This is a genomic window from Pseudomonas sp. 3MAES_34.3B (genome assembly GCF_058145875.1).
In genome coordinates, this window is sequence record NZ_CM176960.1 from 2,520,203 (window position 1) to 2,546,860 (window position 26,658).

Sequence of the window (26,658 nt, forward strand, 5' to 3'; positions counted from 1 at the left end):
CTACGCAACACCGACGCCGTACCGTTGTCATAGCTCACTGGCCAATGAAGGAGAGCCCAGCGCGTGAATATTGATGGTGTGATTTTCGATTCGGACGGCACCCTCGTGGACAGCGAGCGCATCGCCGCAGGCCTGTTGTGGGAAATGCTCGTGGAGCGAGACATCCATTTGCCCCAGGACGAGGTACTCGGGCGCTTTCGCGGGGTGCAGTTCAAGGTCTTCACGGCGCGCCTGGTCCAAGCGTACCCATGGCTTGAAGCCGAGCCGTTCATGGCAATATTTCGCGAGGTCAGCCTGGCAAGGTTCGCGCAAGGCATGCAGCCGATGCCCGGCGCGCTGGCGTTCGTGCGACAGCTTCGCCTGCCCAAATGCGTGGCCTCCAATGGCCCGCGCAACAAGATAGAAACCTGCCTGGGCAGCGCCGGGCTGCTCGACCATTTCGACGGCCGCATCGTCAGTGCTTATGAAGTGAACGCCTGGAAGCCCGCGCCGGGCTTGATACTGGCAGCCGCTGACACGCTGGAGCTTGCCCCCGAGCGCTGCCTGCTGGTGGAAGACAGCCATGCCGGCGTGGAGGCAGGGTTGGCCGCAGGTACCTGGGTGGCCGGGTATGGCGAAGAGGATTTCAGTGCCTACGTTGGCGAGCCACGGTTCCACCTGGCGCCAACATATGACGATGTCGCGCGTTTGCTGGCTTAGTCCACCGACTGGTTGTTGCGACGCTCATAGTGGTCCAGCAGGGGCTGGGTGCTCACCCCATGCACAACGATGCTCAAAGCCACCACGGTGAGCGTCAGGCTGGTGCAGGTTCTGGCCACTTCATCGGACAACCCGTGCTGAAGGGCGAAGCACAGGTAGTAGATCGAACCGATGCCGCGTATACCGAACCAGCCCAGCAGCACACGTTGATGCCGGCTGAGAAGGGCACGGCTACCCCCCAGCCCCCAGACTGCCAGCGGCCGGATGATACAGAACAGCACCAGGCCAATGCCCACGCCGCGCCAGTCCCAGTAGCCCCAGAGCAGCGCCCCGAGCAGCGTGATCAGCAGCACCTCCATGGACCGCTCAACCAAACTGCCGAAGGCCATGATGTCGCCCATCATGACGCCAGCGGCCAGTTGAGGCGCTTCCAGGCTATCCAGTGGCTTGGCAACCGCATGTTCCAGCGGCAAATGATGGTGGCCAATCACCGGGTGCGTCAGCTGTTCGGCAGGCACCTCGGAGTTGGTGGAATGTGCCTCGGCCTGGCGCAGCCCCAACCCGGCGGCGAACACTGCCAGAAAGCCGAAGGCGCCTACGTACCATGCGGCCGAATACGCCAGCGCGATCAGCGCAAGGGCCAAAAAGTCGTTGGGCGACAAGGTGCTGTCCTGATGACGCACCCTGAGAAAAATCATCAGTTGCCCGATCAGCCTGCCCAGGCCGTAGCCAATCAGTAATCCAGCGCTCACGCCCCAGATCACATCCTTGAGCACCCAGCGGGTGAGCCACTCGCCCTCCAGCCCCCCATGCCCGATCAGCAGCAGGCCAAACAACACAAAGGGGAAGGCCGTGCCATCGTTCAGCCCGGCCTCACCGGAGAGGCCAAAGCGCACCCGGTCGAAATCCTGTGCACTGTTGACCTGTACCATGTTGGCCAACACCGGGTCTGTGGGGGCGAGCATTGCGCCCACCAGCAGCGACACGCCCCAGTCCAGGTTAAGGGCGTAATGGATAAGCACTGCCACACCCACGATAGAGGCGACCATGACCGGCCCCGCCAACAGGTAGGCGCAGCGCCACGCACTGCGGCCAAACGAGAGGCGCAGCTTGATCCCGGTACCGAACAGGGAAAACAGCACCGCCGCTTCAGTGAGCCGTTCCAGCCAGTGGGTAGACTCCCGTATATCCAGGGTGACCACCCCCAGCCCGACCGGGCCGATGGCCAGGCCGACCAGTAGGCAAACGGCAGACGTGGTGACAGGCAACCAGCGCAGGTAGGCGGACGCAAGTGCCAGCAATAGCAGGACCGCGCCAAGAATGGTGATCGCAGTGATAAAACTCATCAGGTCTCAATCGAAACAGCATGTAGTTTTGTGACTGCGGGTGGCGCTGTTAGTTGGAACGGATGCTGGAAACAATCCCGTTTGTTTCCAGCTCAAGCAAGGCCTGCTTGCGCTCGACGCCCCAACGGTAGCCCGATAAGCCGCCATCGCTGCGTACCACCCGGTGGCAGGGGATGGCCACGGCCAGGCTGTTGGCCGCGCAAGCCCGGGCCACCGCGCGCACTGCCGTGGGCGCGCCAATCCGCCGCGCCAGCTCCGCATAGCTCACGGTCTGGCCAATGGGAATGTCCTGAAGTGCTCGCCACACACGCTCCTGGAACACCGTGCCGCGCAAGTCCAGCGGCAGGTCCAGCCCCAGCCCCGGCGCTTCCACCAGGCCCACCACCTGAGCCACCACGGCCTCGAAGGCTTCATCCGCGCCGATAAGCCGTGCCTGCGGAAAACGATCCTGGAACTGCTCGAGCAATGCCTGCGGGTCATCACCCAACAGAATGGCGCACAGGCCCCGGGGGCTTTGCGCCACCAGGATAGCGCCCAGGCTGCATTCCCCTACCGCGAAGTGAATATCGGTTCCGGTGCCCCCGTTGCGCCAGGCGCTGGGGGTCATCCCGAGCCGGGCCGGAGCGCTTTCGTAAAAGCGACCGTTGGAGTTGAAACCCGCTGCGTAGATGGCTTGGGTAACGTTGCCAGCGCTGTCGAGCTGCGCCTGGGCCCTGCGCGCCTGGGCTGCCTGGGCGTAAGCCTTCGGCGATAAACCGGTGACGGCCTTGAACACCCGTTGAAAATGGCCCGGGCTGAGCCCGGCCTGGCCTGCCAGGTCGCTCAGCAGTGGCGCTTGCTCGCTGGCGTCGATCCGCCGGCAGGCTTCGGTAACCAGGGCAATGTGGCGTTGCCGGAGGGCGGAGGGGAGGGTATCGGTGCTCATGCTGAGGGCTCTGGCTGGCGGGTACAGGGCCAATATCGCCCGGATGGGCAAAGCCATACACTCCGTTTCTTGTGACGTGCGGTATTAAAGTGTGTTCCCGCCCGGCTCAGTATAGAATTCATCATCTTACACCGGCGGGGCGCGCCTTCCGTCCGGTCGGCACCGTGTACCTCATATACAGGCAGGTTTGAACTTGGAACAGCTAAAACGCCTAGCGACTGGAATAGCAGGCCTGGACGCCCTGCTTAAGGGGGGGCTGGTAGCGGGTGCCTCCTACATCGTGCAAGGGCGGCCGGGGTCGGGCAAGACCATCCTGGCCAACCAGCTGAGCTTCAACCATGCCCGCAACGGGGGCAAGGTGCTAGTGGCAACCTTGTTGTCCGAATCGCATGAGCGGCTGTTCCAGTACCTGTCCACCTTGAAGTTCTTCGACCCCTCGCGCATAGGCGAGCAGATCCAGTTCGTGAGCGCGTTCGATACGTTGCAAAGCGAAGGCTTGGAGGAAGTGGTCAAGTTGCTGCGCCGCGAAATAGGCCGTCAGAAAGCAACCGTGCTGGTGGTCGATGGCTTGCTCAACGCCCGTACCAAGGCTGAGTCCCAACTGGACACCAAGAAGTTCATTGCCGAACTGCAGGGCCATGCCGCTTTTGCGGGCTGCACGGTGCTGTTCCTTACCAGCGCCCGGCTCGATGACGGCAGCCCCGAACACACCATGGTCGATGGCGTGATCGAAATGGGCGAAGAGTTGATCGGCTCCCGCTCGGTGCGCCGCATCCAGCTGCGCAAAACGCGCGGCAGCGGTGCGTTGTCGGGCCTGCACGATTGCGAAATCAACGACGATGGGCTGGTGGTATACCCGAGGCTTGAAAGCCTTTACAGCCATCCTTCCCGCCAGGATCCAGCCGATAGCACATTGGTGAGCTCCGGCGTGCGAAGCCTGGATGACATCATCGGCGGTGGCCTGGCGCGTGCCTCGGCTACCCTGGCCATGGGGCCAGCTGGCGTGGGCAAGACATCGCTGGGTATCCAGTTTCTGGCCGAGGGCACGCCCGAAGCGCCGTCCCTGCATTTCGGCTTTTATGAAACCCCTCAGCGCCTGTCGCTGAAGGCGGCGGCATTGGGCTTCGACTTTCCGGGTCTGCAGCGCAGTGGCGCGCTGCACGTGTGCTGGCAGCCTACCACGGAAGGGTTGCTCGACGGCCTCGGTGCCCGGCTGCTCGAACAGGTTGAAACGTACGGCATCAAGCGCGTATTGATCGACAGCCTGGGTGGCATGACCCGGGTGACCACCAACCCCGCACGGCTGAGCGACTTCTTCAGTGCCCTCACCGGTGAATTGCGCGCGCGTGGCGTGACCATCCTGGTCACCTGCGAGATGCAAGGCCTGATTGGCCCGGAAATCAATTCGCCAATGCCGGACATGTCCAGCGTCGTGGACAACATCATGGTCATGAGGTTCGTGGAATACGCGTCTGAACTTAAACGAATGATGACCATTCTTAAAATCAGAGACAGCATTTACGACCCGACATTGCTGGAAGTCGTGATCGGCGCGAAGGGGCTGGATTTCAAAAAAGCGTTCAAACATGCCGAGGCGGTGCTGACGGGCAGCGCCTCGTCCACAAGCCACTGAGTGATCGAGTCAAATTGAAATGACGACCATCCTTATAGTCGACGACGAGTATTTGATCGCCGATATCCTCGGGTTCGCCCTTGAGGACGAGGGGTACATGGTCGTCAAGGCCGGCAATGGTCGAAAAGCCCTCGAGGTGCTGGATCGCGAGCGGCCGAGCCTGGTGATCACCGACTTCATGATGCCGGTAATGGATGGTCTCGAATTCGCTCGCGAAGTGCGCAAGCGCCCGTTGTTTGCCAGCCTGCCGCTGTTTCTCATGAGCGGCGCCCAGGGCAGCATCGGCCGGGCCAGCCCGGATCTGTTCGCGGTGGTGTTCGACAAACCCTTCGATATCGAGCAGGTCATCCGTGAAGTCGTCGAATTCGTAGGGCGGCCTGCAGAGTAATCAATACCGTAATGAAAGAGGTTTCGCATGCCGCATGACGGCAACCTGTTAGGCGCCGCTGTTGTATTTCTTCTCGCCGCCGTTCTGGCGGTTCCCCTGGCTAAAAGGCTTCAACTGGGTGCCGTACTCGGCTATCTGCTGGCCGGTGTTGCCATCGGCCCTGCGGTGCTCGGGCTGGTTGGCAACAGTCAGAGCCTGAACCACCTTTCCGAACTGGGCGTGGTGCTGTTGCTGTTCATCATCGGCCTGGAACTGTCGCCCAAGCGCCTGTGGGTGATGCGCAAGGCGGTATTCGGCATCGGCCTGGCGCAGGTGGCGCTGACCGGCTGCGTGATCGGCGCGGTCGCCATGTACCTGTTCTCTCAACCCTTCAACAGCGCGGTCATCCTGGGCCTGGGCCTTGCCTTGTCGTCCACGGCGTTCGGCTTGCAAAGCCTGGCCGAGCGGCACGAATTGCATAGCCCTCACGGGCGCCTGGCGTTCGCTATTCTGCTGTTCCAGGACATCGCCGCCATTCCGTTGATTGCCTTGGTACCGCTGCTTGCCAGTGGCTCCGCCACGCGGCCGCCGCCAAGCCTGGAGCATGGCTTGCAGGTACTGGGCAGTATTGCCCTGGTAGTGGTGGGCGGGCGCTACCTGCTCCGCCCGGTATTTCGCGCGGTCGCCAAGGCTGGCATACAGGAGGTCTCTACCGCGACGGCATTACTGGTAGTGATCGGTACCGCCTGGTTGATGGATCAGGTTGGCGTGTCCATGGCGCTGGGGGCGTTCCTGGCGGGGCTGCTGCTGGCGGATTCGGAATACCGGCACGAACTGGAAGCACAGATCGAGCCGTTCAAGGGCCTGCTGCTGGGGCTGTTCTTCATCAGCGTGGGCATGGGCGCCAACCTGGGCCTGCTGCTGGCCGAGCCAGTCACCGTGATCGGGCTTACCTTGTTACTGCTTGGGCTCAAGCTGCCCTTGCTGGCCTTGCTGGGTAAATACGCCGGTGGCCTGCAGCCTGGTTCCTCGTTGCGCCTGGGGCTGGTCCTTGCCACTGGCGGTGAGTTTGCTTTCGTGGTGTTCAAGCTGGGTCGTGACAACGGTTTGTTCGACGCTCGCTTGTATGACCTGCTGGTGTTGGCAATCACGCTGTCCATGGCCGTTACGCCACTGTTGCTGCTGGGGGCAGGCCGCCTGTTGGCCCGCAAGGAGCGCCCGGTGCCCGTGCCGGAGGAATATCGAAACATCGACGCGGATGCACCGCGCGTGGTCATCGCTGGCATGGGCCGTATGGGGCAGATCGTTGCGCGGATCCTGCGTGCGCAGAAAATCCCCTTCGTGGCCCTCGATACGTCGGTCGAGAGTATCGAACTGTCGCGCAGCTTCTCGGGATTGCCGGTGTTCTATGGGGACCCTTTGCGTGCAGAAATCCTGCGCGCGGCCAAGGTGGACCAGGCCGAGTATTTCGTGATCGCCACCAACGATCCCGACACCAACATCAAAACCGCCGAGCTGGTAAAGCGGCTGTATCCGCATCTCAAGATCATCGCGCGGGCGCGCAACCGTCAGCACGTTCACAAGCTCACCGACCTGGGGGCGGACGCCGTGCGTGAAACCTTCTATTCGAGCCTGGAGATGACCCGGCGTACGTTGATCGGGCTGGGCTTGACCGAGGTACAGGCGCAAACCCGCATACGCCGGTTCCAGCACCACGACCAGGTGGTGCTGCGCGAGCAGCACCTCGTATACGACGACGCCGCCAAGGTGATCCAGAGCAATCAGGAAGCCCGGGCAGAGCTGGAACGGCTGTTCGAGGCCGACGCCCAGCGCGAAGCGAACGAGCCGGGCTAGAACATCAGCACGCCGTAGAGCCCGAGCGCGCCCAATGCCACGCAGGCAACTGCCAGGGCAAGCACTTCAAGCACTGGCGGTACCGTGCGGCCATCGTTGATCGCGGCAATGCTCTGCCGGTAGCGGCGCTGCTGGCCCAGCCCGATCGCCAGAGCGGCCAGCAAGGCCAGCGCCACCAGCAAGAAAGCGAAGCGGCCATGCTGGGGTACCCAACGCAGGCATAGCAGGCTGGCGGCCACCAACGACAACAGGGTGCGCCGCCAGGCCATCCACGTACGTTCAGGCTGCAGGCCGGCATCGGAATGAGCGCGGGTGAGGTTCATGCCGGGCGCAGGGCAATGAATACCAACAGCACGGCCGTCGCCAACGCGCCGCCGAATGACAGCAAAGGCACCAGCAGGGGGAGCGGCAGGGCACGGCCATGGCGCATGGCACGCTCCACGTTCAACCAGCGAACGCCAGCGCTGGCGCTCAGGATCAACCCCAAGGTCAGCAGCAGTACTGCCAGCACCTTGCGGGCGTCGGGCGCGAACACGTCACCCGTGAAAGCCTCCACGGCGATCCCGCCAGCCATCAGTGCCAGTGAGGTACGTATCCAGGCCAGGAAGGTACGCTCGTTGGCCAGGGTGAACCGTGGATCAGGCTCGATACCGCCGCCGAGCAGCTTGTCCCGCAGGGGCGCGCGAGGCGGGGTGGAAAAGGGTGGTGTCATGGTTCGATCCCGTGGACGGGTAGGCGATAACGGCGAGGCGAGGCCGGTGAGGGCCCCGCCAGGCTCATTTCAGCAACTTGGCGAAGTGGTCGATGGCCAAGGTGTAGCCGTGCGTGCCGAACCCGGCGATCACGCCCACTGCCACCAGCGACACATAGGAGTGGTGGCGGAAGGATTCACGCTTGTGCACGTTGGAAATGTGCACCTCAAGCACCGGTACCTCGGCCGCCACCAATGCGTCATGCAGCGCGATGGAGGTGTGGGTCCAGGCGCCCGGGTTGATCACGATCCCGGCGATCCGGCCACGGGCCTGGTGTACCCAGTCGATCATCTGGCCTTCGTGATTGGTCTGCTGAAACTCCAGCGCCAGCCCGTGCGCCTCGGCGGTGGCGCGGCATTGTGCTTCCACATCGGCAAGGGTTTCCTTGCCGTATACGGTGGGCTCGCGAGTGCCGAGCATGTTCAGGTTGGGGCCGTTCAAAACCAGCAAGGTGGTTGCCATCAGGTGCGTCTCTCTCTGCAGCAGGCAGGCGGGGCTGCCATGGTAATAGCCCCACCGGATGGCGCGCTACTGCCTTATGCCTTCACGGGCACAGGGGGCAGGTAATACTGGGCGAAGCGCACGTTGTCCACGCCATCCACCAGCTTCTTGAGCTTCTCGTTGAAGGCACGGCCGATTGCATATTGGCCCCCGGAGGTGGTGCGGAACTGTGCGGTCAGAGTAATACCGTTGAGGTCCATCTTGTCCACGCCGAACACCTGCAACGGGCCTTGCAGGTTGGTCTTGAGCAGAAGGTCGTCGGCAATCTGGTCCGCGGCTTGCTGGATCAGCGCCAGCGCTGTGTCGATATCGCTGTCGTAGGTCACCTGTACCGAGAAGAACGCATTGGCGAACTGCCGCGACTGGTTGGTCACCGCCTTGATCTGGCCGAAAGGCACCGAGTGCACGAAGCCCTTGCCGTCGCGCAGGCGCAGGGTGCGAATGGTGAGGCTTTCCACGGTGCCGGCGTGGCCTGAGTCGAGCACTACCCAGTCGCCGATGGCGATGGTGTCTTCGATCAGGATGAACAGCCCCGTGATCACGTCCTGTACCAGTTGCTGCGAACCGAAACCGATCGCCAGGCCCACCACACCGGCACCCGCCAGCAGCGGGGCTACATTGATGCCCAGGTTGGCCATGGTGGTGATAGTGCCGATCACCACCAGTACGATCTTGGTAGCGTTGCGCAGCATCGGCAGGATGGTCTTCACCCGGGTGCTTGGCTGGCGGCTGGCCCGCTTGCCTACGGCCGGCTTGAGCGCCTGCTGGATCGCGGTGTCGATGACCACCCATACCAGCCAGGTCACCAACAGGATCAAACCGATGCTGCTGAGCGAGTTGCTGATGGCGCGGCCCACACTGTTACGAGCCGCGAATTCCAGTACCGAAACGCCCCAGGTACGCGCCAGCAGTTCGATGAACACGATGGCGATAATGATCCGCGACAGCGCGTGGCCCAGGCTGCGGAACAACTCTACATAGGGGCGCGGGCGGTCCGGGTCGACCGCGGCCTGGGGTTTGAGCACATGGTGCATGACGGTGCTGAGGAACACTGCGCCGATCAGTAGCACGGTGCTCATCAGTGCGCGCTGCAACGCTTGCTGGCTTTGCTCGCCGGCCCCGATCAAATGAATGGCCGACACCAGGATCATCAGCAGGATCGGCAGGTACCACACGGCGGCGAATACCCGCAGGGTTTCCTGCACCGCGCGATGGTCGTGGCGCTGGCGGTAGGCACGGTTGCGAATGAGGTGTGCCACGGGGCGGCGCATCTTCAACACCAGTACAGCGAAGGTGAAGGTTGCCATCAACCCCACGAACACTGCGATGCTGCCAGTAAGGTTATTGCCCAGCTGCCGGGCAATCTGAGGGCTGGTGAGCGCATCGCCAAGGGCCGCCAGAAAGCCGATCACAAACAGCGGCCTGGGAGCGCCCCGCCGCAGCGCGTTGACCGCCGCACGCTTGTGGCCGACGTTGAACAAGGTGATGGCGCAGAGAATCATGGTGGTTGAGAAGATGCCGCTGCTGGTGGCATATGCCAGGCACAGCGCCAAGGCCCGGGCGTCGGACGGAGCAAGGTGATGGCTGACCACCAGCGCCATGCCAAAACTGAGGAGGGCAGGCACGGTGAACCGCAGCAGGTAGCCCAATACCCCATGCAGGCGGCGTCGGCGATAAAGGAAGCCCTGGCGGCCCACCCGCGACCACGCTACACGGGCAAGGGTGTAAAGCGCGAAGAAAGTGGCGATCCAGGTAAGGCTCAGCACCGCGAAGTCGCGGGTCAATTCCCAGCCCGAAGCGGCGGCCTGTTGGTCGAACAGCCGGCCTGCCTCGGCGGCGGCGCGGTCGGTGCGCAAACGCCAGGTGTCCACCAAGTGTTCGTTGAGGTCGAGCTTGTCTTGAACGTTATCGAGGCTGGACGTCAACGTTCCCAGCAGCCCGCCTTGTACCAGCACTTCTTTTTCCGCCGGGGCCTGTTCGGCGGCGGGAGTGTCAGCGAAGGCCGGGAGGGTAAGCAAGGCAGTGAGCAACAGCATGACAAGGCGTGGCACGAGGGCAAGGCTCCACAAAGGTTCTCCTGACAGACCCTCACTGCCCGGGAATGTTCGCCCCGCCGGTGAATGAGCGCGTCAACGCTTTCGGCAAACCACAAATGCAAAGGCCCGGCATAAAAACCGGGCCCGGGTTTGACAAGCCAGGGGTCAGGCCGCGGCGGCGTCCTTTTTCAAGCTGGCCATGTCGATCACGAAACGGTACTTCACATCGCTCTTGAGCATGCGCTCGTACGCCTCGTTGATGGTCTGGATGTCGATCATTTCGATATCCGACACAAGGTTGTGCTTGGCGCAGAAGTCCAGCATCTCTTGAGTTTCCCGTATGCCGCCGATCAACGAACCGGCCAGGCTTCGGCGCTTGAAAATCAGGTTGAACACGGTTGGCGCAGGGTGTGGATGCTCCGGCGCACCCACCAGGGTCATGGTGCCATCGCGCTTGAGCAGGTTAAGGAAAGGGTCCAGGTCGTGCTGGGCGGCCACGGTATTGAGAATGAAATCCAGGCTGTTGGCATGGGCTTGCATCTGCTCAGGGTCCTTGGACACCACGACTTCTTTCGCACCCAGGCGCAGGCCATCTTCGCGCTTGTTGGGAGAGGTGGTGAACAGCACCACGTGAGCGCCCATGGCGGCGGCAATCTTCACGCCCATATGGCCAAGCCCACCCAACCCCACGATGCCGACCTTCTTGCCAGGGCCGACCTTCCAATGGCTCAGTGGCGAATACGTGGTAATGCCGGCACACAGCAATGGCGCGACAGCGGCGAGGTCACCCTCGTCATGGCTGATACGCAGCACAAAGGCTTCCTTCACCACAATGCGTTCGCTGTAGCCGCCATACGTGTTCTCACCCCCGAACACAGGGCCGTTATAGGTACCGGTGAAGCCGTTTTCACAATATTGCTCGTCGCCTTCGGCGCAGGCCGCACAGTGCTGGCAGCTGTCCACCATACAGCCCACTCCGGCGAGGTCGCCGACCTTGAAACGGGTGACAGCGCTGCCCACCGCACTGACCCGGCCCACGATTTCGTGGCCAGGCACAGACGGGAACAGGGTGTTTTGCCATTCGTTGCGGGCAGTATGGAGGTCAGAGTGGCATACCCCGCAGTAAAGGATTTCAATCTGTACATCGTCGGCGTTGGGGGCACGTCGTTCGATCGCATAGGGCTTCAACGTATCGGAAGCGTTTTGTGCGGCATAGGTCAGGGTCTTGCTCATTGGAAATCTCCTGATGAAGTCATTAGTGCCGACAGTTCGGCCGACTCGAACGTTCGAAAGGACGGATGTCCGGAAGAATCGGTTTAGCACAAAGCGAGCCCGTGACCGAGCAGCACGCGCCATCATTTTGCTGAAAGCCGAGTTGGCGAAACTCGAACGCGCTAAGTAATTGCTACGCAAGGTACTGATAGCCAAACGAAAGCACAACCGTCCGTCGATTAACCCCCCGGGAGGGGCGAATCATCTTGGTTTCTGGTTGACGAAGGGATTATGGGCGGTAGTGCCCCGACTCAATGCCAAGGACACCAAGATGCTCAATGCCCCATCCCATACCAACACTGCCAGCCCCGCCGAGCCTCGACCAAAGATCATGGTGGTGGAAGACGAAGTCATCATTCGCGAGTTCGTTTGCGAAATTCTTGCCGGGGAAGGCTTTGATACGATCGAATTCGGCACCGCTGACGACGCCTGGAAGGCCTTCGGGGAAGGGCTGCACGTAAACCTGTTAATCACTGACATCCGCATGCCCGGCGAAATCGATGGCGCTCAGCTGACGCGGCGCGTGCACAGAGAATGGCCCGAGCTTCCGATCATTGTGATGTCGGGCCATGAGACCCCGGAAACTGCGGATATCGGTAATGATATCGCGTTCCTGCCAAAGCCTTGGACCATCGGCAAGCTGACCGATGAGGTGATGCGAGCCATCGTTGCCGAAGAGGCCAAGCTCGCCCGTTGAGCGTCATGGCCGTATTGGCGGGTTTCTGCCGGTAATTGGCAATTCCCGCGAGCGGGTACTGGCTACTGTGAAGGCGACCACCCACCATGGAGCGCCTTCATGCATATCGGTTACCTCGTTTTTCCCGGCGTACAGCCGCTGGACCTCGTTGGCCCCTTCGACGTATTTGCGCATTTTGCGGATGTGCATCAACACCTGATCTGGAAAGATAGCGCCCCCGTGACCGCCAGCGGTGGCCTGACGCTACAAGCCACCACCACATTCGCGGATTGCCCCCCGTTGGATCTGCTCTGCGTGCCCGGTGGGGGTGGTGTGGAGGCGCTGATCGAAGATGCCGCAGTGCTTGCGTTCCTGCGAGCGCGCGCGCCAAGTGCCAGGTTCGTCACGTCGGTGTGCACCGGTGCCCTTGTATTGGGGGCGGCGGGCTTGCTAACGGGCAAGCGTGCCACCACCCATTGGGCCTATCACGAACTGCTTGAGCCACTGGGCGCGCTACCGGTACATGACAGGGTGGTCACAGACGGCAATTTGATTACCGGAGGTGGTGTAACGGCCGGGATTGATTTCGCGCTGGCGGTGGCCGCTCAGTGGTTCGGAGAAGAACAGGCCCAGCGTGCGCAGCTGGCACTAGAATATGCCCCCGCGCCGCCGTTTGCCTCAGGGGACCCCACCCAGGCTCCCGCGCAGGTGCTCCAGGCCCAGCGCGAAGCTGTGGCGCCCTCGGTAGCGCGGCGGGCCCAGGTCGTCGCACGGGCTGCGGCCCGGCTTTGATGCTGTGCCGTTCAGGCCGATTCGAACCGATACGCCGCACCGGGGTGGTCCCCGGGCAGGCGGTTACCGGCACCGAACAGCTTGTTACGCAGGCTGCCTTCGCTGTAGGCGGTCTTGTAGCGCCCACGCGCCTGTAGCTCGGGTATCACCCAGCGAATGAAATCCTCATAGCTTTCAGGGGTAACCGTGCGGGTGAGGTTGAAACCGTCCAGCCCGGTGGTGTCGATCCAGTCCAGCAGTTGTTCGGCAACCACCGCTGGGCTGCCTACCAGCGCTGGATAACGGCCGCCCAGCGCGTTCTGTTCGAGGATACGGCGTACGCTCCAGTCACCGTTGCAGGTAAGCGCCTTGGCGGCCGATTCAATGGCATTGGTCTGTTGTGGCCGGATCGGCTCGTCCAGCCCGTAGCGGGACAGGTCGATACCCGTGGAGGCCGCGTAATGTGCCAGGCCCGCCTCAGGGCTGGCGTAGCGCAAGTACTCGGCGTGTTTCTCCCGAGCCTCTTGCTCGGTAGCGCCCACCACAACGGTAATTCCCATGAACACCTTGAGGGCGTGCGGGTCGCGCCCGGCGGCCTGGGCTGCGGCGCGAAGGCTGTCCACTTGCCTGCGAACGCTTTCGCGGTCCTGCCCCATGATAAATATGCACTCGGCATGCTGCCCGGCGAAGCGTGAGCCTCGCGGAGAGGCACCGGCCTGGAACAATACCGGCGTGCGCTGCGGCGAGGGTTCGCTGAGGTGATAACCCTCCACCTGATAGAACTCGCCTTGATGGCGTACCGGGCGCACGCGGTCGGGCCGGGCATAGATCCGGCGTTCGCGGTCTGCTATCACGGCGTCATCCGCCCAGCTGCCTTCCCACAGTTTGTACAGCACCTCAAGGTATTCATCGGCTTGATCGTAGCGCCGGTCGTGTGCGGTTTGCTCGCTGCGGCCCATGGCGCGGGCGGCGCTGTCGAGGTAACCGGTCACGATGTTCCAGCCCACGCGGCCGCGGCTCAAATGGTCGAGCGTGGACATGCGCCGGGCGAACAGATAAGGCGCCTCATAGCTGAGGTTTGCGGTGACCCCGAAGCCCAGGTGGCGGGTACTGGCCGCCATGGCCGAGATGAGCAGCAGAGGGTCGTTGACCGGCAACTGGATGCTCTCGCGCAGGGTGAGGTCCACGTTGCCCTGATACACGTCATATACGCCTACGATGTCCGCCAGGAACAACCCGTCGAACAGCCCGCGCTCCAGCAGTTGGGCCAGCTCGGTCCAATACTCCACGCTGTGGTATTCGCAGGAGCGGTCTCGGGGGTGAGCCCAGAGGCCGTGATTGATATGGCCCACGCAGTTCATGTTGAATGCGTTGAGCAAAACCTGTTTGCGTGCCATGGGCCGCTCCTGTCAGAGGTAACCCTTGCGCGGCGGCAATTGGTCGTTGAGGTAGTAGTTGCCAATGGCGTGGTATTTCCAGCGCACCGGGTCGTGCAAAGTGTGGACCCGCGCGTTGCGCCAGAACCGGTCCAGGCCGTCCTCGGCCAAGGCTGCCCGCGCACCGCCCAGCTCGATCAACTTGTTGCCCGCCAACAGCGATACGTCGGTGCCCAGCGCCCTGGCAGTGGCCACGCTCAGGGAAGCCGCCGCCACGCTCTGGGCGTCCGGCGCCACGCGCGCAATGTCCAGGTGCGCGCCGGCCCGGGCCAGTACGGCCTCGGCGGCATGCAAGGCGATGGCCACGCGGCCGATGTCGTAGATCGTCAGTGGGTCGTCACACGCCGCGCTCACGCCGCTGTCCGGCCACGGCCGAGCGCGCTCGCGCACAAAAGCCCGCGTGGCCTCGTAAGCGCCACGGGCAATGCCGATGTCGATGGCCGCGTGGAGGATCTGAGCGAAGGGCCCCACACTGGTAGGGCGCTCGAACGATGCCTGGAACGGCACCACGTCCTCGGGCGATATGGGAACGTTATTCAGTAGCACGCTGCCACTGCCGGTGGTGCGTTGGCCGAAACCGGACCAGTCGTCGATCACCTCCAGGCCTTGCGCATGGCGGGGCACGAACGCCATGTACTGCACACCCTGCTCATCCACTACAGAGGTGGGGATGCGCTGGGCGAACAGGGCGCCGGTTGCGTAGAACTTCTGCCCTTGGATGGTCCAGCCATCCGGGCCCTTGCGCAGGGCGGTGGTGCGCTGCTGCGAATCCTTGGTGGTGAACTCGGCCAGCGCATTGCCAAAGCGCCGGCCTTGTAGCGCTTCGCTGAACAGCCGCTGCTGCTGGGCTTCGCTGCCGTTCACGCGCAGCACTTCGAGGGCGTAGAAATGGTTTTGGGGGATTTGCCCAAGGGAGCCGTCGGCCTGCGCGATACGGGCGATGACCTTGGCCAGGGTGGCGCTGGACACGTCCGCGCCACCGAAGCGCCGGGGCACGGTAATGCCCCACAGGCCTGAGGCGCAGAAGGTGTCCAGTTCGGCATGGGGTAGCCGGCGCTCGCGGTCACGGTCGCTGGCACCTTCGGCAAAGCGCAGGGCGAGTGCATTGGCGACCGCCAAGGCTTCAGCGTCATCGCGAATGACGGCGGCATCGATGTGCGCCGGTACGGAGGCGAGGGTAAGCGTGTTCATGGGTCAGATCCAGGAGTGGCGCGCGGGATAAGTGCCATTGAGGTGATAGCTGCCGACGGCATGAACCTTCCAGCGCACCGGGTCGTGCAGCGTATGCACGCGGGCATTGCGCCAGTGGCGATCGAGGTTGTGCTCGGCCAGGGTGGCGCGGCTGCCGGCCAGTTCGAACAGCTTTTCGCTCGCCTTCAAAGCAATTTCAGTGGTGAGCACCTTGGCTTCGGCAACCGCAATAGAGGCACGCGCCGCGCTGTGCTCGTCCACAGGCACGGCATTGATCTGGTCCAGGGTAGCGGCGGCACGTTCGAGCAGGGCATCAGCGGCTTCAAGCTCTACTTGCAAGCGGCCTACCTCAGCGATCACGTAGGGCTCCAGGCGGGCCGCTTCGACCTTGGCATCCGGCCACGGGCGGGCCCGTTCCCGTACGAAGGCAACGGTATCGGCCACGGCGGCGTGGGCGATGCCAGCATCGATCGCGGCCTGGATAAGCTGGGCATACGCGCCCTGGGTATTGGGGCGCTGGCCCAACGCGCCGTTGCTCACGATGTTTACGGCCGGCACGGGTACATTGTCCAGAATCACCGTGCCAGAGGCGGTGGTGCGCTGGCCGAAGCCCGACCAGTCGTCAATCACCCGCAGCCCCGGGGTGCCACGAGGCACGAAGGCCATTACCTGTTCGCCCTCGTCGTCCAGGGCCTTGACGGTAATCCAATGGGCGAACAGAGCGCCCGTGGAATAGAACTTCTCACCGCTGATGCGATAGCCGTCGCCTTCGCGGCGCGCCCGGGCGCGCAGTTCCAGCGTGTGTCGGCTGTTGCGTTCCGGGCCGGCATTGCCGATCCGGTGGCCCTGCAGCACGCTGCCAAACAGGCGCTGTTGCTGCTCGGGCGTGGCGGCCAGTTCGAGCACGCGCAGGATGCCAAAGTGGTTCTGCGGGATCTGCCCCAGCGCGGGGTCAGCCGCGCAAATGAGTTTGAACACCTCGGCGATGGTCACGTGGCTCACGCCTGGCCCACCGAAGGCCTTGGGTACACCGATGCTGCCCAGCCCACTGGTAGTGAACTGTTCGAGTTCGGCCCAGGGAAGGCGCCGTTCGGCGTCTCGCTCGGCAGCATGGGTGGCGGCGAAGGCGGCGAATTCCCGGGCAACCTGCAGGGCCTGGGCGTCGTCTTCTAGCACGCGGGCCGGCAGCAGTCGCGGGGCCGTATCAAGCCCTGGGATGGACAGTGGTGCGGTTGGATGTGTCACACGAACCTCGCAGGCGATAACGAGGCATGCCCCGGCATCGGTCAAAATGATAAACAACGATGTCCGGTGGTCCGGTGGCGCTACCCTAATGCGGAAGGGCGCGGGCGGTGAAATAGCATTTTGGTCTATGGATAAAACCCAGCGCCCGGGTGCGTGGTCCCACAGTAAACCCAGGGGGAAGCCGACCGATGAAAATTGCTACGTTCAATATCAATGGCATCCGCGCCCGGCTGGATGCGCTGCTGGCCTGGCTTGAAAAAGAGGCACCGGACGTCGTCTGCCTGCAAGAGCTCAAGGCCGCTGATACGGCGTTCCCTCGGGAGGCGATCGAAGCGGCAGGCTATGGCGTGATCTGGCATGGCCAGGCTAGTTGGAACGGCGTTGCCATTCTCTCGCGCGGCAGCGATCCGCTGGAAATCCGTCGAGGGCTACCGGGATTCGAAGATGACACTCATAGCCGCTATCTGGAGGCAGCGGTGCAAGGTGTGGTTGTAGGGTGCCTCTACCTGCCCAACGGCAACCCGCAGCCCGGGCCAAAGTTCGAATACAAGCTGCGTTGGTTCGAGCACTTCATCACTCATGCCCAGGGGTTACTCGACAGTGGCCATCCGGTGGTACTGGCGGGGGACTACAACGTAGTGCCTACGGATTTCGATATCTACAGTCCCAAATCCTGGCGCAAGGATGCTTTGCTCCAGCCTGAAAGCCGGGAATGCTTCCAGCGGTTGCTCGACCAGGGCTGGACCGACGCCCTGCGTGCGCACTTTCCGGAGGAACAGGTGTTTACCTTCTGGGACTATTTCCGTCAGCATTGGCAGCACAATTCGGGCCTGCGTATCGACCACCTCTTGTTGAGCAAGGACCTGGCTCCGCGCCTGGAAGACGCAGGCGTGGACCGTTGGGTGCGCGATCAGCCTCACGCCAGTGACCATGCGCCTACCTGGGTGCGCTTGCGCCAAGGCTGATGCCTTTGGTCTCGTGCGGGGCACCGCTGGCCTGCGCAGCGGTCCATCGACTATCACCCACGCAATGGAGCGCTCCGATGGACACCAATCCCCACTACAAGGGCGGGTTGCAAGGCGCCGACCTGTCCGCCCCCACAGGCGATGGGCTGATGGCCAACGACCCTGCCCAGGCCTCGTTGTATCGCTGCCGGGTCAGTTACCTCTATAACGAGCAGCCGCGGAATCTGGAGCTGGAATACGAACACGCGCAGATACCGCCCGAGGTTGTGGCGCTCAGGCTGTTGGAAATCCACTACGGCGATGCTGAAAACAGCCTGCTGATGCCTGCGGCTGACGACTCACCCCAGGAGGTGATGGATCAGGCGCAACTGATGGGCATCACCATGATTGAAATTCAAAGCCACGGCAGGGTGATCAACGATGTCAGCGAATGAGAAGGACCCAAACCCCACCCCGGAATGGCCACTCAATGCGCCCAGCGATCCGGTCGAGCTGAACGACACTGGCTTCGACCCCGCCCGCGACCCGCTGGACGACGCCGCGGCGGACGACAGCGACCTGGACCCGGATTTAAGCGACCCTGACGCGTAGGAATCGCCTACCCTTATTCGCGAGCTCCGCCTTCGGCTTCGCTTGCTCCTACAGTTGGCGCATCCGTGGGAGGCGGGGGGCCGGCCACCCGGCGGAGCTCGCGAACAGTTTCTCGCTTCCCAGCGCTCTGATCTGGCAGGACGGGCAGCGTCACCCCAGCACGGCCACACCTTTGATCTGGGCCCACACCACAGTGCCAGGCACCAACCCAAGGTGGTCGACGGAATAGCGGGTAAGCCGGGCGAGCAGGGGGGTGCCCTGGCAATCCAGCGTTACCAGCACATCACCTGAGGCGGTGGCGTCGGCTTGTGGGCCGATCACAGCCGGCAGCCGGTTCAATATGCTGCTGTTGCTGTGCGCATCCAGGCTCAGGCTTACATCCCGCGCCAGTACCCTTACGCGCAACCGGCTGCCTGTCGGGCGTTCGCCATGGGGCACGCGCAGTGTGGTTCCCGCCCCGAAGCTCAGGTGCAGCAGGCGCCATTGCGGGTCGTAGCCGCTGACCACCCCTTCGATGACCACGCCGGCATCCAGCCCCTTCGCCAACGGCAAGTCGAGCCGTGTGAGCAGCGTGTTCAGCGGGCCGCTGGCCATTACCTTGCCGTGGTCCAGTACCACCAGATGGTCTGCGAGCCGTGTGATTTCTTCCATCGAGTGGCTGACATACACCACGGGGATCGCCAGTTGTTCGCGCAGCCGTTCCAGGTACGGCAATATTTCGCTCTTGCGTTCGTTGTCCAGCGAGGCCAGTGGCTCATCCATCAACAACAGCCGGGGTGCGCGCAGCAGTGCTCGGGCGATGCCTACCCGCTGCCGTTCACCCCCGGACAACCCGCCCGGGCGCCGTTCCAGCAGGTGTTCGATACCCAGGGTGCGGAGCAGGCTGTCGCGGTCGAGCGTGCGTTGCGCGGCAGGCAGGCGGCGCCAGCCATACGCCAGGTTGTCGGCCACACTCAGGTGCGGGAACAACCCCGGCTGCTGAAATACATAGCCAACGGCGCGGCGGTGGGCCGGTACAAAGCGGCGGGCGGTGGTGTCCTCCCACACCTCATCACCTACCTGTATGAACCCTTCGTCTGCGCGCTCAAGCCCGGCCAGGCAACGCAGCAACGTGCTTTTGCCGGACCCGGAGGGCCCGCTCACGGCATTTACGCCCTCGCCGGGCAGGCCAAGGCTGATATCGATGGAAAAGCCCTGTCGCGCCAGGCGAAAACGCAGGTCGAGCGCACTCATTCGTCTTCCCTCTGTGCCGAGGAACGCTTGCGGTACAGCAGCACCAGCACTACCAGCGAAAAGGCCACCAGCAGGGCGGCCAGCCCATGGGCCTGGCCGTATTCCATGGCTTCCACGTGATCGAACAGTTGCACCGAGACCACACGGGTTTTGTCGGGGATGTTCCCGCCGATCATCAGCACCACACCGAACTCACCTACCGTGTGAGCGAAGCCCAGCACTGACGCTGTCAGTATCCCGGGGCGGGCGAGCGGAAGCGCTACCGTGATGAACCTGTCCAGCGGCGCGGCGCCTAGCGTGGCAGCAACTTCCATCGGGCGAGTGCCCATGGCTTCGAAGGCGTTCGTCAGCGGCTGCACCACAAAGGGCAGCGAATAGATCATCGAGCCCACCACTAACCCCGGAAAGCTGAATACCAGCGTGCCTAGCCCCAGGCCGGAGGTCAGCTGGCCCAGCCAGCCCTGCGGCCCCATGAGTACCAGCAGATAGAAACCGATGACCGTGGGCGGCAGCACCAGAGGGAGCGCAACGATGGCGCTGAACACAGGCCGCAGCCGACACCGGGTATGGGCCAGCCACCAACTGATAGGTAACCCTATCAACAACAGCATCGCGGTGGTGATGCTGGCCAGCTTCAGCGTAAGCCAAATGGCGCCCAGGTCGCTGGGCGACAGGTCAATCGGGCTTGGCATCAAGGGCGTAGCCATAAGACGTGATGAGCTGCGCGGCTTTTGGCCCCCGCAGGTAATCGACGAAGGCTTTGGCCGCGGCGTTGCTTGCGCCTTTTTCAAGTATTACCGCGTCCTGGCGGATAGGGTCGTACAGGCTTTGCGGCACCACCCACGCAGAACCGCTGGTGATCTTGCCGTCCTTGTACACCTGGCTCAGGGCTACGAAGCCCAGTTCCGCGTTTCCGGTTTGCACGAACTGGAAGGCTTGCGTGATGTTCTGGCCCTCCACGATCTTGGCCTGCGTGGCCTCGGTCAGCTTGAGCTGCGCCAATACCTGGGTGGCGGCCAACCCGTATGGCGCGGCCTTGGGGTTGGCGATGGACAGGTGCTGGTACGCGTTGGCCTTGAGTACCTCGCCATTGGCGTCCACATAGCCGGCCTTGGGAGACCACAGCGCCAGCGTGCCGATTGCGTACGTGAAGCGCGAGCCTTTGGCCGTAGCGCCTTCGCTTTCGAGCCGAGCGGGGGTGGTGTCATCGGCCGACAGAAACACCTCGTAGGGCGCGCCGTTCTTGATCTGTGCGTACAGCTGGCCAGTGGCGCCGGGGGAAGCGACCACATGATGGCCGGTGTCTTTTTCGAACGCTGCCGCGATTGCGTTCAACGGGGCGGTGAAGTTGGCGGCGACGGCGACCTGAACATCATCGGCAAGCGCCTGAAGGCTGAACAGGCTGGCGAGTGTAAAAAGCGAATAGGGCACGGCGCGGATGAGAGGCATGGAGCGTCCTGATGGGTGGCGTTATGCAACGAACTATATAGCGCAACCCCCGGGGAAGCCAATCACCGGGGCTGAAGCCATGCAAGCGGCAGTGGTACCCTCTGGTGCGACCTTCCCGAGCGAGAGCCCCGCAATGATGAAGTGGTTAGCCGCCCTGTTGTTTCCCCTGATCGCAAGCTTGGCCCACGCCCAGCCGGTGCTGCAGCACGACCTGCCGTTGAGCTACCTTGCCCAGGCCGGTGCCCACCCACAGGCGCACCCTCTGATCATCTTCCTCCATGGATACGGTGCGAACGAGGAGGACCTGTTCGAGATTCACGAGCGCCTGTTCCCGGACTTCACTTACCTGTCGGTGCGCGCGCCTACGGACCTGGGTGAAGGCCATTATCAATGGTTCAGCAAAACCCCGGGCAACGGCCCGTACGAAGGCGTGCCGGCAGAGGTGCAGCGCAGCCTGGAAACCTTGCGTGCTTTTGTCACCGAGGCCGGGCGCAAGTACAAGGTCGCGCCCAAGCGCATCTACCTGGTGGGCTTCAGCCAAGGCGCGATGATGAGCTACGAACTTGCGCTGCAGTACCCTGATTCGGTCGGGGGTATCGCGGCGCTCAGCGGCAAGCTCACCTCGGGCATGCGCCAGCGCCTGGCTCCACTGCCGGGGTTGGCCCAGTTGCCGGTGTTCATCGGGCACGGCACCGCAGACCCGATCCTCCCCTATGCCGAGGCGACGCAGGCCAACGAAGCGTTGCTCAAAGTGGGAATCAAGGCCGAGTTTCATGCCTACCCCGGCATGACCCACGGCGTGAGCAAAACCGAAGTGGATGACCTCGCCAAGTGGTTGTTCAACGTCACGGGGATAGCGGCCTCGCACTGACGGCCGCCGGGGGAAAAGCCCCGCCGCGCTGGGCGGCGAGGCGTGGCCTCAGGCCGTGGTGGTGTGGTGCTCGGTGTCGGTGGTAGTGCCGAGGATCACTACTTCGGTGGCCGTGGCGCTGGTGTCCACCGTGGTTGTATCTACGGTAGTGGTGCTGGCAGGTGTGGTGCTGGCGAACACGAAGTTGGCTGCGGTCAGGTCCGTGGTGTGGTTGCCCGACAGCGCCACTTCGAAGCGGTTGCCGTTGGCATCGGCGTCCAGGTCCTTGATGTAGGTACGGTCGGTGGTGGCGTTGTACACAATTGACAAGGTGTCGTTGTGCCCGTCGCCCAGGCCGGTGAAGCCCAGCGCGGAGAGGTCGATCTTGTCCTCACTGGCGTTGAAATCCAGGATCAGGTCATCCGCACTGGTGCTGGCCGTACGGTAGCTGTCAGTGAGGTTCTCGAAGCGGAAGGTGTCTGCCCCATCGCCACCGGTGAGCTTGTCCAGGCCCGCGCCGCCAATAAGGATGTCGTCGCCTGCGGTGCCGGTAAGTACATCGTTGCCGGCGGTGCCTTGCAGCGTGGTACCAACCACCGGGGTAGCGAACACGAAGTTGTCCGCCGTCAGGTCGGTCAGGTGGTTGCCCTCGATGGCAACTTCGAAGCGGTTGCCATCGGCATCCACGTCGCGGCTTTTGATGTAGGTGACGGTACCGGAACTGTTCAGCACGATCTGAATGGTGTCGTCATAGCCACTGCCCAAGCCGGTGATGCCCAGCGCAGACAGGTCGATCTTGTCTGTGGTCACGTTGAAGTCGACGATCTCGTCGCCCTGGTCGGTGCCGCCAGTGTTGTAGTTGCGGAAGCTGTCGCTCAACGAGGTGTACACGAAGGTGTCCGCCCCATCACCGCCGCTAAGGGTGTCCGCCCCGGCGCCGCCGTAGATGATGTCATTGCCGGCGCCGGCATTGATGGTGTCTGCGCCGCCCAGCCCGTAGAGGGTCTCGTTCAGCGCGGTGCCGGTGAGGGTTTCCGCGCTGTCGGTGCCCTGGACCACGTACTTGAATACGAAGTTATCCGAGGTAAGGCTGCCCGCCAGGTTACCGGCCAGGCTCAGCTCGAAGCGGTTGCCCGAGGCGTCGGTTTCGTAGCTCTTGATATAGGTACGGTCGGTGCTGCTGTTGTACACCACGGCCAGGGTGCCGTTGTAGCCGTCGCCCAGGCCGGTGAAGCCCAGGGATGCCAGGTCGATCTTGTCTTCGCTGGCGTTGAAGTCGGTGATCAGGTCTGCGTTGGTTGCCGTGGTGGTGCGATAGCTGTCGGTCAGCGCGTCGAAGCGGAAGGTGTCCGCGCCGTCGCCACCGGTCAACGTATCCTTGCCCGCACCGCCCACGATCACGTCGCTGCCGCCCGCGCCGTTCAAGGTGTCGTTACCCTCGCCGCCGAGGATAAGGTCGGCCACGGCGGTACCGGTGAGGGTATCCTTGCCGGCGGTGCCGTCGATTTCATGCAGAGGCACTTGCGAGCTCACATAGCTGCCGTCGCCGTACAGCAGGGTGGTGGCCTTGGTGGTGCCGGTAATGGTGTTGCCGATCACCGCGTTGCCGTCGGTACCGTCTTCGTTACGCTCGGCCACCCCATAGGTGGAATTGCTGCCGCCCGTGATGGTGTTGCTCTCGATAACGTTTCCGCTACCAGCATAAAATTCGCCCGACACCCCGTTGGTGTCGTCGTAGGACTGGATGATGATCTCTGGCACCGGATTGTTCTGGCCGTTGGCGGTCAGGGTGTTGTCCACCACGGTCACATCAGAAGAGCCATAGATGCGGATACCGGCGCTGCCGTTGTTGTAGATGTCCACGCCGCTGATGGTCACGTCGTCGGACATCTTCACGAGGATGCCTTCCGCGGCGTTGTCGTACACCGCGCCCCCTGTAATGGTGATGTCGGTAGGCGAGGGGATGTCCTCGCTGCCACGCTGCACCACGATACCGCCGCCGCCGTTATCGTAGGCCACGTTGTCCACCAGGCTGAAGCTGTTGGTGCTGGTGACGATGTTGAAACCGTGGCGGTCGTTGTCGTAGGCCACGTTATTGATGAAGGTGCTGTCGATCAGGTAATCGGCCACGAAACCGTCCAGGCCGTTGCCATGGGAAATGCAGTTTTCGATGACCATGTTCACGGTTTGCTCGTGCGGGTCGAAGCCGTACCCGGAGCAGTTCATGATTTCCACGCCATCGAGGGTCACGTTCGAATCCTGGCCTTCCTCGCCTGGGATATAGCCGTTGAACCAACCGTCCACCTTGCCGGTGGTGTTGTCACGGTTGCCGTCGATGGTCAGGTCACTGAGGCCGAAGTTAGTGGTTTCCTCGCCGTAGGCCGAGCGCACGATGCCCGTGATTTCCTGATCGGAGCCGTCGGCCAGCTTCAGGGTGGTTTCACCTGCGCCGTCACCGTACATGTACACGTTGCTCTTCAACATGAGGCAGCCGTCCGACGCTTCCTCGCCGCCCGACACGATGTAAGTGCCGGTGGGGATGTACACCTGGCCACCACCTGCCGCAGAGGCGGCATCGATGGCGGCCTGAATCGCCGCGGTGTCGTCGGTTACGCCGTCACCTACGGCGCCATAGTCTTTAACGTTGAAGATCATCGCTTGCTCCTTATCCATTGCTCGACGGCGGGCGCCGATCAGGGCTCGCTGTCAATCCTGTAGTGTCAATAGTTTGTCGTTCGGAATACTGCAAGGTGCTTGGCGCGCCCACACCCTGTGACCAAGCGCAACGGCGATAGTTTGGCGCTGCGCCGAGCGTAGGTGAAAAATGATCGTGCCGTCACATTAAATTTTCGCTGTAACGCCCGTGATACAAGGGCTGCAGCGGGTAAGCGCAACGGAAGATTTCATCTTTGTAATGGGTGGAAAAGCCCCACGGGTACAAGGCAATCTGCTACTGTTCCTGTCAATCAACTGGCTCTTTTTCCGATTTTCTGCCGGACGCAGAGGTAACACGTTGATACACAAGAAGTATTCGACAGCGTTTAGCATGGACACCAAGCGATGCGAATGACACGGCGCACTATCCTTGCGGGAGCGGCCCTGGGCGGTTTGATGGTTCCGGTGGGTTATGAAGGGGCCCGACGATGGAAGAAGTGGTGGGCGGAGGGCGGCACGCCGAGCGAAGCCCGCGTGGAGCTGGCAGACGTGCCCACCCAACGGCTGGCAGACCTGCTGCGCGGGGTGTGGCAAGTGGATGCGCCAGAGGTCCCTGCCTTGCACGGGACTACCCTGCTGCTTGATGCCGGGGAGCGCGGCCGAGGCTTGCGGGGCTATGTAGATACCTACAAGCGCCTGGCGAGCAATGAGTATCCGCGCTTCAAGGTCATTGGTGACCTGGTGGGGGCCAGCGCCTCACAGGTACGCTGGCGCCTTATGGAACATGAGCCGGCGCCGGGCGCTCCTGGCTACTGCCTGAAGGTGAAACTGACCGACTTGTGGGGCGGGGTAGGCGTTGCGGATAACGACCTGCTGAGCGGCAACGTGACTGAGCTCCACCCCGACGGCAGTAAAACCTCTACCGCTTTCAATGCTCGCAAGTTGGCGTTTCCCGAGGCGCGCGAGCGCATCCCCCTGGCGCCGGCATTTGCCCAGTGGCTGGTCACGCCCCAGCACCGCCTGGCGCATCAGCTCTGGCACACCGTGCGAGACAAATGGCACCTGATCGGGGAGGACCGTCGCCAGGCCTTGCGCGGTCTGGGCTGGCAGCCAGGCCCGCGCAATGAAGAGCGCGATTCGCGCGGCCGGTACAAAGACCGTAATGGCTCAGGCATCGACTTCCTTTATATGCACCGCTACATGCTGGGCGAAGCGGCCAAACTGGGCGCGCCCACGCCCTGGCGGTATTTCCCCTTGCCGCGCCCGGCAGTGGAAACCGATCGGGTAGCGTTCATCCGGTATTTCGAGAACGAAGATGGCCGCGCCATTCCTCCCACCTGGCTTGCCCCCGGTGACGAAAGCTATAGCCAAGGCATGGCGGCGATCAAAAGCCGCGACACCTACGATGGCAACTTTCAGGTGTGGGAGTCCCGTTATCGTGACCCAGACTACCTGGCGAAAATGACCCTGGGGCAGTTCGGTTCCGAGTTGGAGCTAAGCCTGCACGACTGGCTGCATATGTGCTGGGCCAGCGTAGCCCGGGCCCCGACAGACGGGCGGCCACTCCCGATGGCGCGCCAGCCCACGGACTTCGCCGAGTCTTGGTTCGATGCCAGCAACGACTTCCTGGGCGACCCGTTTTCCTCCCATGTGCATCCGCTGTTCTGGGGCTTCCACGGTTGGATCGACGCGCGCATAGACGACTGGTTCGCGGCGCACCGGCTGTTCCATCCCGGCGAGGTGAGTGTCTCTGAAATTCGTGGTGTACAGTGGTTTGCCAAGGGTAAATGGGTGGAACAGGATAATCCCTGGATGGGCCCGGTGAGCCATGCCTGTGCCGATGGTCCGGGTATCTGGATGGGCACCGCGCTGGACAGCGACCTGGAGGTGATGAAGATCGCTTTGCGGCTGGCAGTGGAGCCGCGGGCGACCCTGGGCAATGCGATCGACCAGGCTCAGGAACGGCCCTGGTATGCGCGCAATCTGCCAGGCACGCCGTTGCAAAGAACCTGATGTGAGCCTACGCCCGGTGGCTCTATAGCCAATGTCTTACAAAACGGCGCAGCGTTTCGCTCTCGCCACAAGGCACCGTGCAACGTATTCTGAATCCATCAACTGAAGCGCAGGATGGCCTTCAGCGATAAAGGAAGATCGGCCATGGCCCAGGACGGCTACCGGCAGGATGCTGGAATGGCACTGAAAAAAGACCCG

General features: G+C 62.8%; 24 protein-coding genes and 1 pseudogene. 11 read left to right on the forward strand and 14 right to left on the reverse strand.

Annotated elements, in window-relative coordinates:
* Positions 1 to 63: 63 nt before the first annotated feature.
* The gene (locus AC3Z8Y_RS11270; protein ID WP_490089757.1) at positions 64 to 699 is read left to right on the forward strand and encodes an HAD family hydrolase; all 636 of its coding nucleotides are present in this window, start codon (positions 64 to 66) and stop codon (positions 697 to 699) included.
* On the opposite strand, the gene AC3Z8Y_RS11275 is transcribed toward AC3Z8Y_RS11270, so the two are convergent.
* A complete protein-coding gene (locus tag AC3Z8Y_RS11275; protein ID WP_490089758.1) occupies positions 696 to 2,045 on the reverse strand; it encodes a cation:proton antiporter in 1,350 nt (449 codons plus the stop codon). The two genes, AC3Z8Y_RS11270 and AC3Z8Y_RS11275, sit on opposite strands and share 4 nt — an antisense overlap.
* A 49-nt stretch (positions 2,046 to 2,094) precedes the next feature.
* Positions 2,095 to 3,042, reverse strand: a pseudogene (locus AC3Z8Y_RS11280) (bifunctional transcriptional activator/DNA repair enzyme AdaA); the annotation flags it as partial.
* Positions 3,043 to 3,163: 121 nt separating this feature from the next.
* Between AC3Z8Y_RS11280 and AC3Z8Y_RS11285 the strand changes: the two are divergent.
* From AC3Z8Y_RS11285 to AC3Z8Y_RS11295, 3 genes are read left to right on the forward strand one after another with little or no spacing between them, the layout of a single operon-like run.
* Complete coding sequence (locus tag AC3Z8Y_RS11285; protein WP_490089759.1) at positions 3,164 to 4,603, forward strand: ATPase domain-containing protein; 1,440 nt, start codon at positions 3,164 to 3,166, stop codon at positions 4,601 to 4,603.
* Positions 4,604 to 4,622: 19 nt separating this feature from the next.
* On the forward strand, positions 4,623 to 4,991 hold the full coding sequence (locus tag AC3Z8Y_RS11290) for a response regulator (RefSeq protein WP_490089760.1): 369 nt from the start codon (positions 4,623 to 4,625) through the stop codon (positions 4,989 to 4,991).
* A gap of 27 nt (positions 4,992 to 5,018) precedes the next feature.
* Positions 5,019 to 6,824 carry a monovalent cation:proton antiporter-2 (CPA2) family protein gene (locus AC3Z8Y_RS11295; RefSeq protein WP_490089761.1) on the forward strand — a complete coding sequence of 602 codons (1,806 nt, stop codon included), beginning with the start codon at positions 5,019 to 5,021 and terminating at the stop codon, positions 6,822 to 6,824.
* Here AC3Z8Y_RS11295 and AC3Z8Y_RS11300 read toward each other — a convergent pair.
* The 5 genes from AC3Z8Y_RS11300 to AC3Z8Y_RS11320 all read right to left on the reverse strand — a co-directional run bounded on the left by AC3Z8Y_RS11300 (position 6,821) and on the right by AC3Z8Y_RS11320 (position 11,346).
* Positions 6,821 to 7,147, reverse strand: a complete 327-nt coding sequence (locus tag AC3Z8Y_RS11300; RefSeq protein WP_490089762.1) for a DUF202 domain-containing protein — start codon at positions 7,145 to 7,147, stop codon at positions 6,821 to 6,823. The two genes, AC3Z8Y_RS11295 and AC3Z8Y_RS11300, sit on opposite strands and share 4 nt — an antisense overlap.
* Positions 7,144 to 7,536, reverse strand: coding sequence for a YidH family protein (locus AC3Z8Y_RS11305; RefSeq protein WP_490089763.1), 393 nt, complete (start codon positions 7,534 to 7,536; stop codon positions 7,144 to 7,146). The genes AC3Z8Y_RS11300 and AC3Z8Y_RS11305 overlap by 4 nt, the downstream gene beginning before the upstream one ends.
* Before the next feature lie 64 nt (positions 7,537 to 7,600).
* Positions 7,601 to 8,038, reverse strand: coding sequence for a type II 3-dehydroquinate dehydratase (gene aroQ / locus AC3Z8Y_RS11310; RefSeq protein WP_490089764.1), 438 nt, complete (start codon positions 8,036 to 8,038; stop codon positions 7,601 to 7,603).
* A gap of 74 nt (positions 8,039 to 8,112) precedes the next feature.
* Positions 8,113 to 10,113 carry a mechanosensitive ion channel family protein gene (locus tag AC3Z8Y_RS11315; RefSeq protein ID WP_490089982.1) on the reverse strand — a complete coding sequence of 667 codons (2,001 nt, stop codon included), beginning with the start codon at positions 10,111 to 10,113 and terminating at the stop codon, positions 8,113 to 8,115.
* Between the two features lie 165 nt (positions 10,114 to 10,278).
* Positions 10,279 to 11,346, reverse strand: a complete 1,068-nt coding sequence (locus AC3Z8Y_RS11320; protein WP_490089765.1) for an NAD(P)-dependent alcohol dehydrogenase — start codon at positions 11,344 to 11,346, stop codon at positions 10,279 to 10,281.
* Positions 11,347 to 11,626: 280 nt separating this feature from the next.
* Here AC3Z8Y_RS11320 and AC3Z8Y_RS11325 point away from each other — a divergent pair, with 280 nt between their 5' ends.
* Both AC3Z8Y_RS11325 and AC3Z8Y_RS11330 read left to right on the forward strand, forming a co-directional pair.
* Complete coding sequence (locus AC3Z8Y_RS11325; protein ID WP_490089766.1) at positions 11,627 to 12,082, forward strand: response regulator; 456 nt, start codon at positions 11,627 to 11,629, stop codon at positions 12,080 to 12,082.
* Between the two features lie 99 nt (positions 12,083 to 12,181).
* Positions 12,182 to 12,853: a DJ-1/PfpI family protein gene (locus tag AC3Z8Y_RS11330; RefSeq protein ID WP_490089767.1), complete on the forward strand. Its 672-nt coding sequence runs from the start codon at positions 12,182 to 12,184 to the stop codon at positions 12,851 to 12,853.
* Positions 12,854 to 12,864: 11 nt separating this feature from the next.
* Here AC3Z8Y_RS11330 and AC3Z8Y_RS11335 read toward each other — a convergent pair whose 3' ends face one another.
* The 3 genes from AC3Z8Y_RS11335 to AC3Z8Y_RS11345 are packed head-to-tail and all read right to left on the reverse strand — an operon-like array spanning position 12,865 to position 16,704.
* The gene (locus tag AC3Z8Y_RS11335) at positions 12,865 to 14,229 is read right to left on the reverse strand and encodes an LLM class flavin-dependent oxidoreductase (RefSeq protein ID WP_490089768.1); all 1,365 of its coding nucleotides are present in this window, start codon (positions 14,227 to 14,229) and stop codon (positions 12,865 to 12,867) included.
* Between the two features lie 12 nt (positions 14,230 to 14,241).
* On the reverse strand, positions 14,242 to 15,459 hold the full coding sequence (locus tag AC3Z8Y_RS11340; protein ID WP_490089769.1) for an SfnB family sulfur acquisition oxidoreductase: 1,218 nt from the start codon (positions 15,457 to 15,459) through the stop codon (positions 14,242 to 14,244).
* Positions 15,460 to 15,462: 3 nt separating this feature from the next.
* Complete coding sequence (locus AC3Z8Y_RS11345; RefSeq protein ID WP_490089770.1) at positions 15,463 to 16,704, reverse strand: SfnB family sulfur acquisition oxidoreductase; 1,242 nt, start codon at positions 16,702 to 16,704, stop codon at positions 15,463 to 15,465.
* Positions 16,705 to 16,892: 188 nt separating this feature from the next.
* On the opposite strand from AC3Z8Y_RS11345, the gene AC3Z8Y_RS11350 reads away from it, so the two are divergent.
* The 3 genes from AC3Z8Y_RS11350 to AC3Z8Y_RS11360 all read left to right on the forward strand — a co-directional run bounded on the left by AC3Z8Y_RS11350 (position 16,893) and on the right by AC3Z8Y_RS11360 (position 18,260).
* Positions 16,893 to 17,669, forward strand: coding sequence for an exodeoxyribonuclease III (locus AC3Z8Y_RS11350; protein WP_490089771.1), 777 nt, complete (start codon positions 16,893 to 16,895; stop codon positions 17,667 to 17,669).
* A 77-nt stretch (positions 17,670 to 17,746) separates the two neighbouring features.
* Positions 17,747 to 18,103, forward strand: coding sequence for a hypothetical protein (locus AC3Z8Y_RS11355; protein ID WP_490089772.1), 357 nt, complete (start codon positions 17,747 to 17,749; stop codon positions 18,101 to 18,103).
* Positions 18,090 to 18,260: a hypothetical protein gene (locus tag AC3Z8Y_RS11360; RefSeq protein WP_490089773.1), complete on the forward strand. Its 171-nt coding sequence runs from the start codon at positions 18,090 to 18,092 to the stop codon at positions 18,258 to 18,260. Before AC3Z8Y_RS11355 ends, AC3Z8Y_RS11360 begins: the two co-directional genes overlap by 14 nt.
* Positions 18,261 to 18,410: 150 nt before the next feature.
* On the opposite strand, the gene modC is transcribed toward AC3Z8Y_RS11360, so the two are convergent.
* The 3 genes from modC to modA are packed head-to-tail and all read right to left on the reverse strand — an operon-like array spanning position 18,411 to position 20,942.
* Positions 18,411 to 19,493 (reverse strand): molybdenum ABC transporter ATP-binding protein, encoded by a 1,083-nt coding sequence (gene modC / locus AC3Z8Y_RS11365; protein ID WP_490089774.1) that lies wholly within the window; start codon positions 19,491 to 19,493, stop codon positions 18,411 to 18,413.
* Positions 19,490 to 20,173, reverse strand: coding sequence for a molybdate ABC transporter permease subunit (gene modB, locus AC3Z8Y_RS11370; protein ID WP_490089983.1), 684 nt, complete (start codon positions 20,171 to 20,173; stop codon positions 19,490 to 19,492). The genes modC and modB overlap by 4 nt, the downstream gene beginning before the upstream one ends.
* Positions 20,169 to 20,942, reverse strand: a complete 774-nt coding sequence (modA, locus tag AC3Z8Y_RS11375) for a molybdate ABC transporter substrate-binding protein (RefSeq protein ID WP_490089775.1) — start codon at positions 20,940 to 20,942, stop codon at positions 20,169 to 20,171. Before modA ends, modB begins: the two co-directional genes overlap by 5 nt.
* Positions 20,943 to 21,075: 133 nt before the next feature.
* Here modA and AC3Z8Y_RS11380 point away from each other — a divergent pair, with 133 nt between their 5' ends.
* Positions 21,076 to 21,813 (forward strand): alpha/beta hydrolase, encoded by a 738-nt coding sequence (locus AC3Z8Y_RS11380; RefSeq protein ID WP_490089776.1) that lies wholly within the window; start codon positions 21,076 to 21,078, stop codon positions 21,811 to 21,813.
* Positions 21,814 to 21,861: 48 nt separating this feature from the next.
* Here the strand turns inward: AC3Z8Y_RS11380 and AC3Z8Y_RS11385 are convergent, their stop codons facing one another.
* Positions 21,862 to 24,447, reverse strand: coding sequence for a glycosyl hydrolase family 28-related protein (locus AC3Z8Y_RS11385; protein ID WP_490089777.1), 2,586 nt, complete (start codon positions 24,445 to 24,447; stop codon positions 21,862 to 21,864).
* A 405-nt stretch (positions 24,448 to 24,852) separates the two neighbouring features.
* Between AC3Z8Y_RS11385 and pvdP the strand changes: the two genes are divergently transcribed.
* The gene (gene pvdP / locus AC3Z8Y_RS11390) at positions 24,853 to 26,460 is read left to right on the forward strand and encodes a pyoverdine maturation tyrosinase PvdP (protein WP_490089778.1); all 1,608 of its coding nucleotides are present in this window, start codon (positions 24,853 to 24,855) and stop codon (positions 26,458 to 26,460) included.
* Positions 26,461 to 26,658 lie beyond the last annotated feature (198 nt).

Excerpts from the sequence above, each read along its gene's own strand:
- AC3Z8Y_RS11385 (WP_490089777.1), bottom strand. The coding sequence starts at position 24,447 with ATGATCTTCAACGTTAAAGACTATGGCGCCGTAGGTGACGGCGTAACC.
- AC3Z8Y_RS11335 (WP_490089768.1), bottom strand. The coding sequence starts at position 14,229 with ATGGCACGCAAACAGGTTTTGCTCAACGCATTCAACATGAACTGCGTG.
- AC3Z8Y_RS11380 (WP_490089776.1), top strand. The coding sequence starts at position 21,076 with ATGATGAAGTGGTTAGCCGCCCTGTTGTTTCCCCTGATCGCAAGCTTG.
- AC3Z8Y_RS11305 (WP_490089763.1), bottom strand. The coding sequence starts at position 7,536 with ATGACACCACCCTTTTCCACCCCGCCTCGCGCGCCCCTGCGGGACAAG.
- AC3Z8Y_RS11295 (WP_490089761.1), top strand. The coding sequence starts at position 5,019 with ATGCCGCATGACGGCAACCTGTTAGGCGCCGCTGTTGTATTTCTTCTC.
- AC3Z8Y_RS11300 (WP_490089762.1), bottom strand. The coding sequence starts at position 7,147 with ATGAACCTCACCCGCGCTCATTCCGATGCCGGCCTGCAGCCTGAACGT.
- AC3Z8Y_RS11315 (WP_490089982.1), bottom strand. The coding sequence starts at position 10,113 with ATGCTGTTGCTCACTGCCTTGCTTACCCTCCCGGCCTTCGCTGACACT.
- modA (WP_490089775.1), bottom strand. The coding sequence starts at position 20,942 with ATGCCTCTCATCCGCGCCGTGCCCTATTCGCTTTTTACACTCGCCAGC.
- pvdP (WP_490089778.1), top strand. The coding sequence starts at position 24,853 with ATGCGAATGACACGGCGCACTATCCTTGCGGGAGCGGCCCTGGGCGGT.
- aroQ (WP_490089764.1), bottom strand. The coding sequence starts at position 8,038 with ATGGCAACCACCTTGCTGGTTTTGAACGGCCCCAACCTGAACATGCTC.
- AC3Z8Y_RS11275 (WP_490089758.1), bottom strand. The coding sequence starts at position 2,045 with ATGAGTTTTATCACTGCGATCACCATTCTTGGCGCGGTCCTGCTATTG.
- AC3Z8Y_RS11360 (WP_490089773.1), top strand. The coding sequence starts at position 18,090 with ATGTCAGCGAATGAGAAGGACCCAAACCCCACCCCGGAATGGCCACTC.
- AC3Z8Y_RS11320 (WP_490089765.1), bottom strand. The coding sequence starts at position 11,346 with ATGAGCAAGACCCTGACCTATGCCGCACAAAACGCTTCCGATACGTTG.
- AC3Z8Y_RS11290 (WP_490089760.1), top strand. The coding sequence starts at position 4,623 with ATGACGACCATCCTTATAGTCGACGACGAGTATTTGATCGCCGATATC.
- AC3Z8Y_RS11340 (WP_490089769.1), bottom strand. The coding sequence starts at position 15,459 with ATGAACACGCTTACCCTCGCCTCCGTACCGGCGCACATCGATGCCGCC.
- AC3Z8Y_RS11355 (WP_490089772.1), top strand. The coding sequence starts at position 17,747 with ATGGACACCAATCCCCACTACAAGGGCGGGTTGCAAGGCGCCGACCTG.
- AC3Z8Y_RS11330 (WP_490089767.1), top strand. The coding sequence starts at position 12,182 with ATGCATATCGGTTACCTCGTTTTTCCCGGCGTACAGCCGCTGGACCTC.
- modC (WP_490089774.1), bottom strand. The coding sequence starts at position 19,493 with ATGAGTGCGCTCGACCTGCGTTTTCGCCTGGCGCGACAGGGCTTTTCC.
- AC3Z8Y_RS11350 (WP_490089771.1), top strand. The coding sequence starts at position 16,893 with ATGAAAATTGCTACGTTCAATATCAATGGCATCCGCGCCCGGCTGGAT.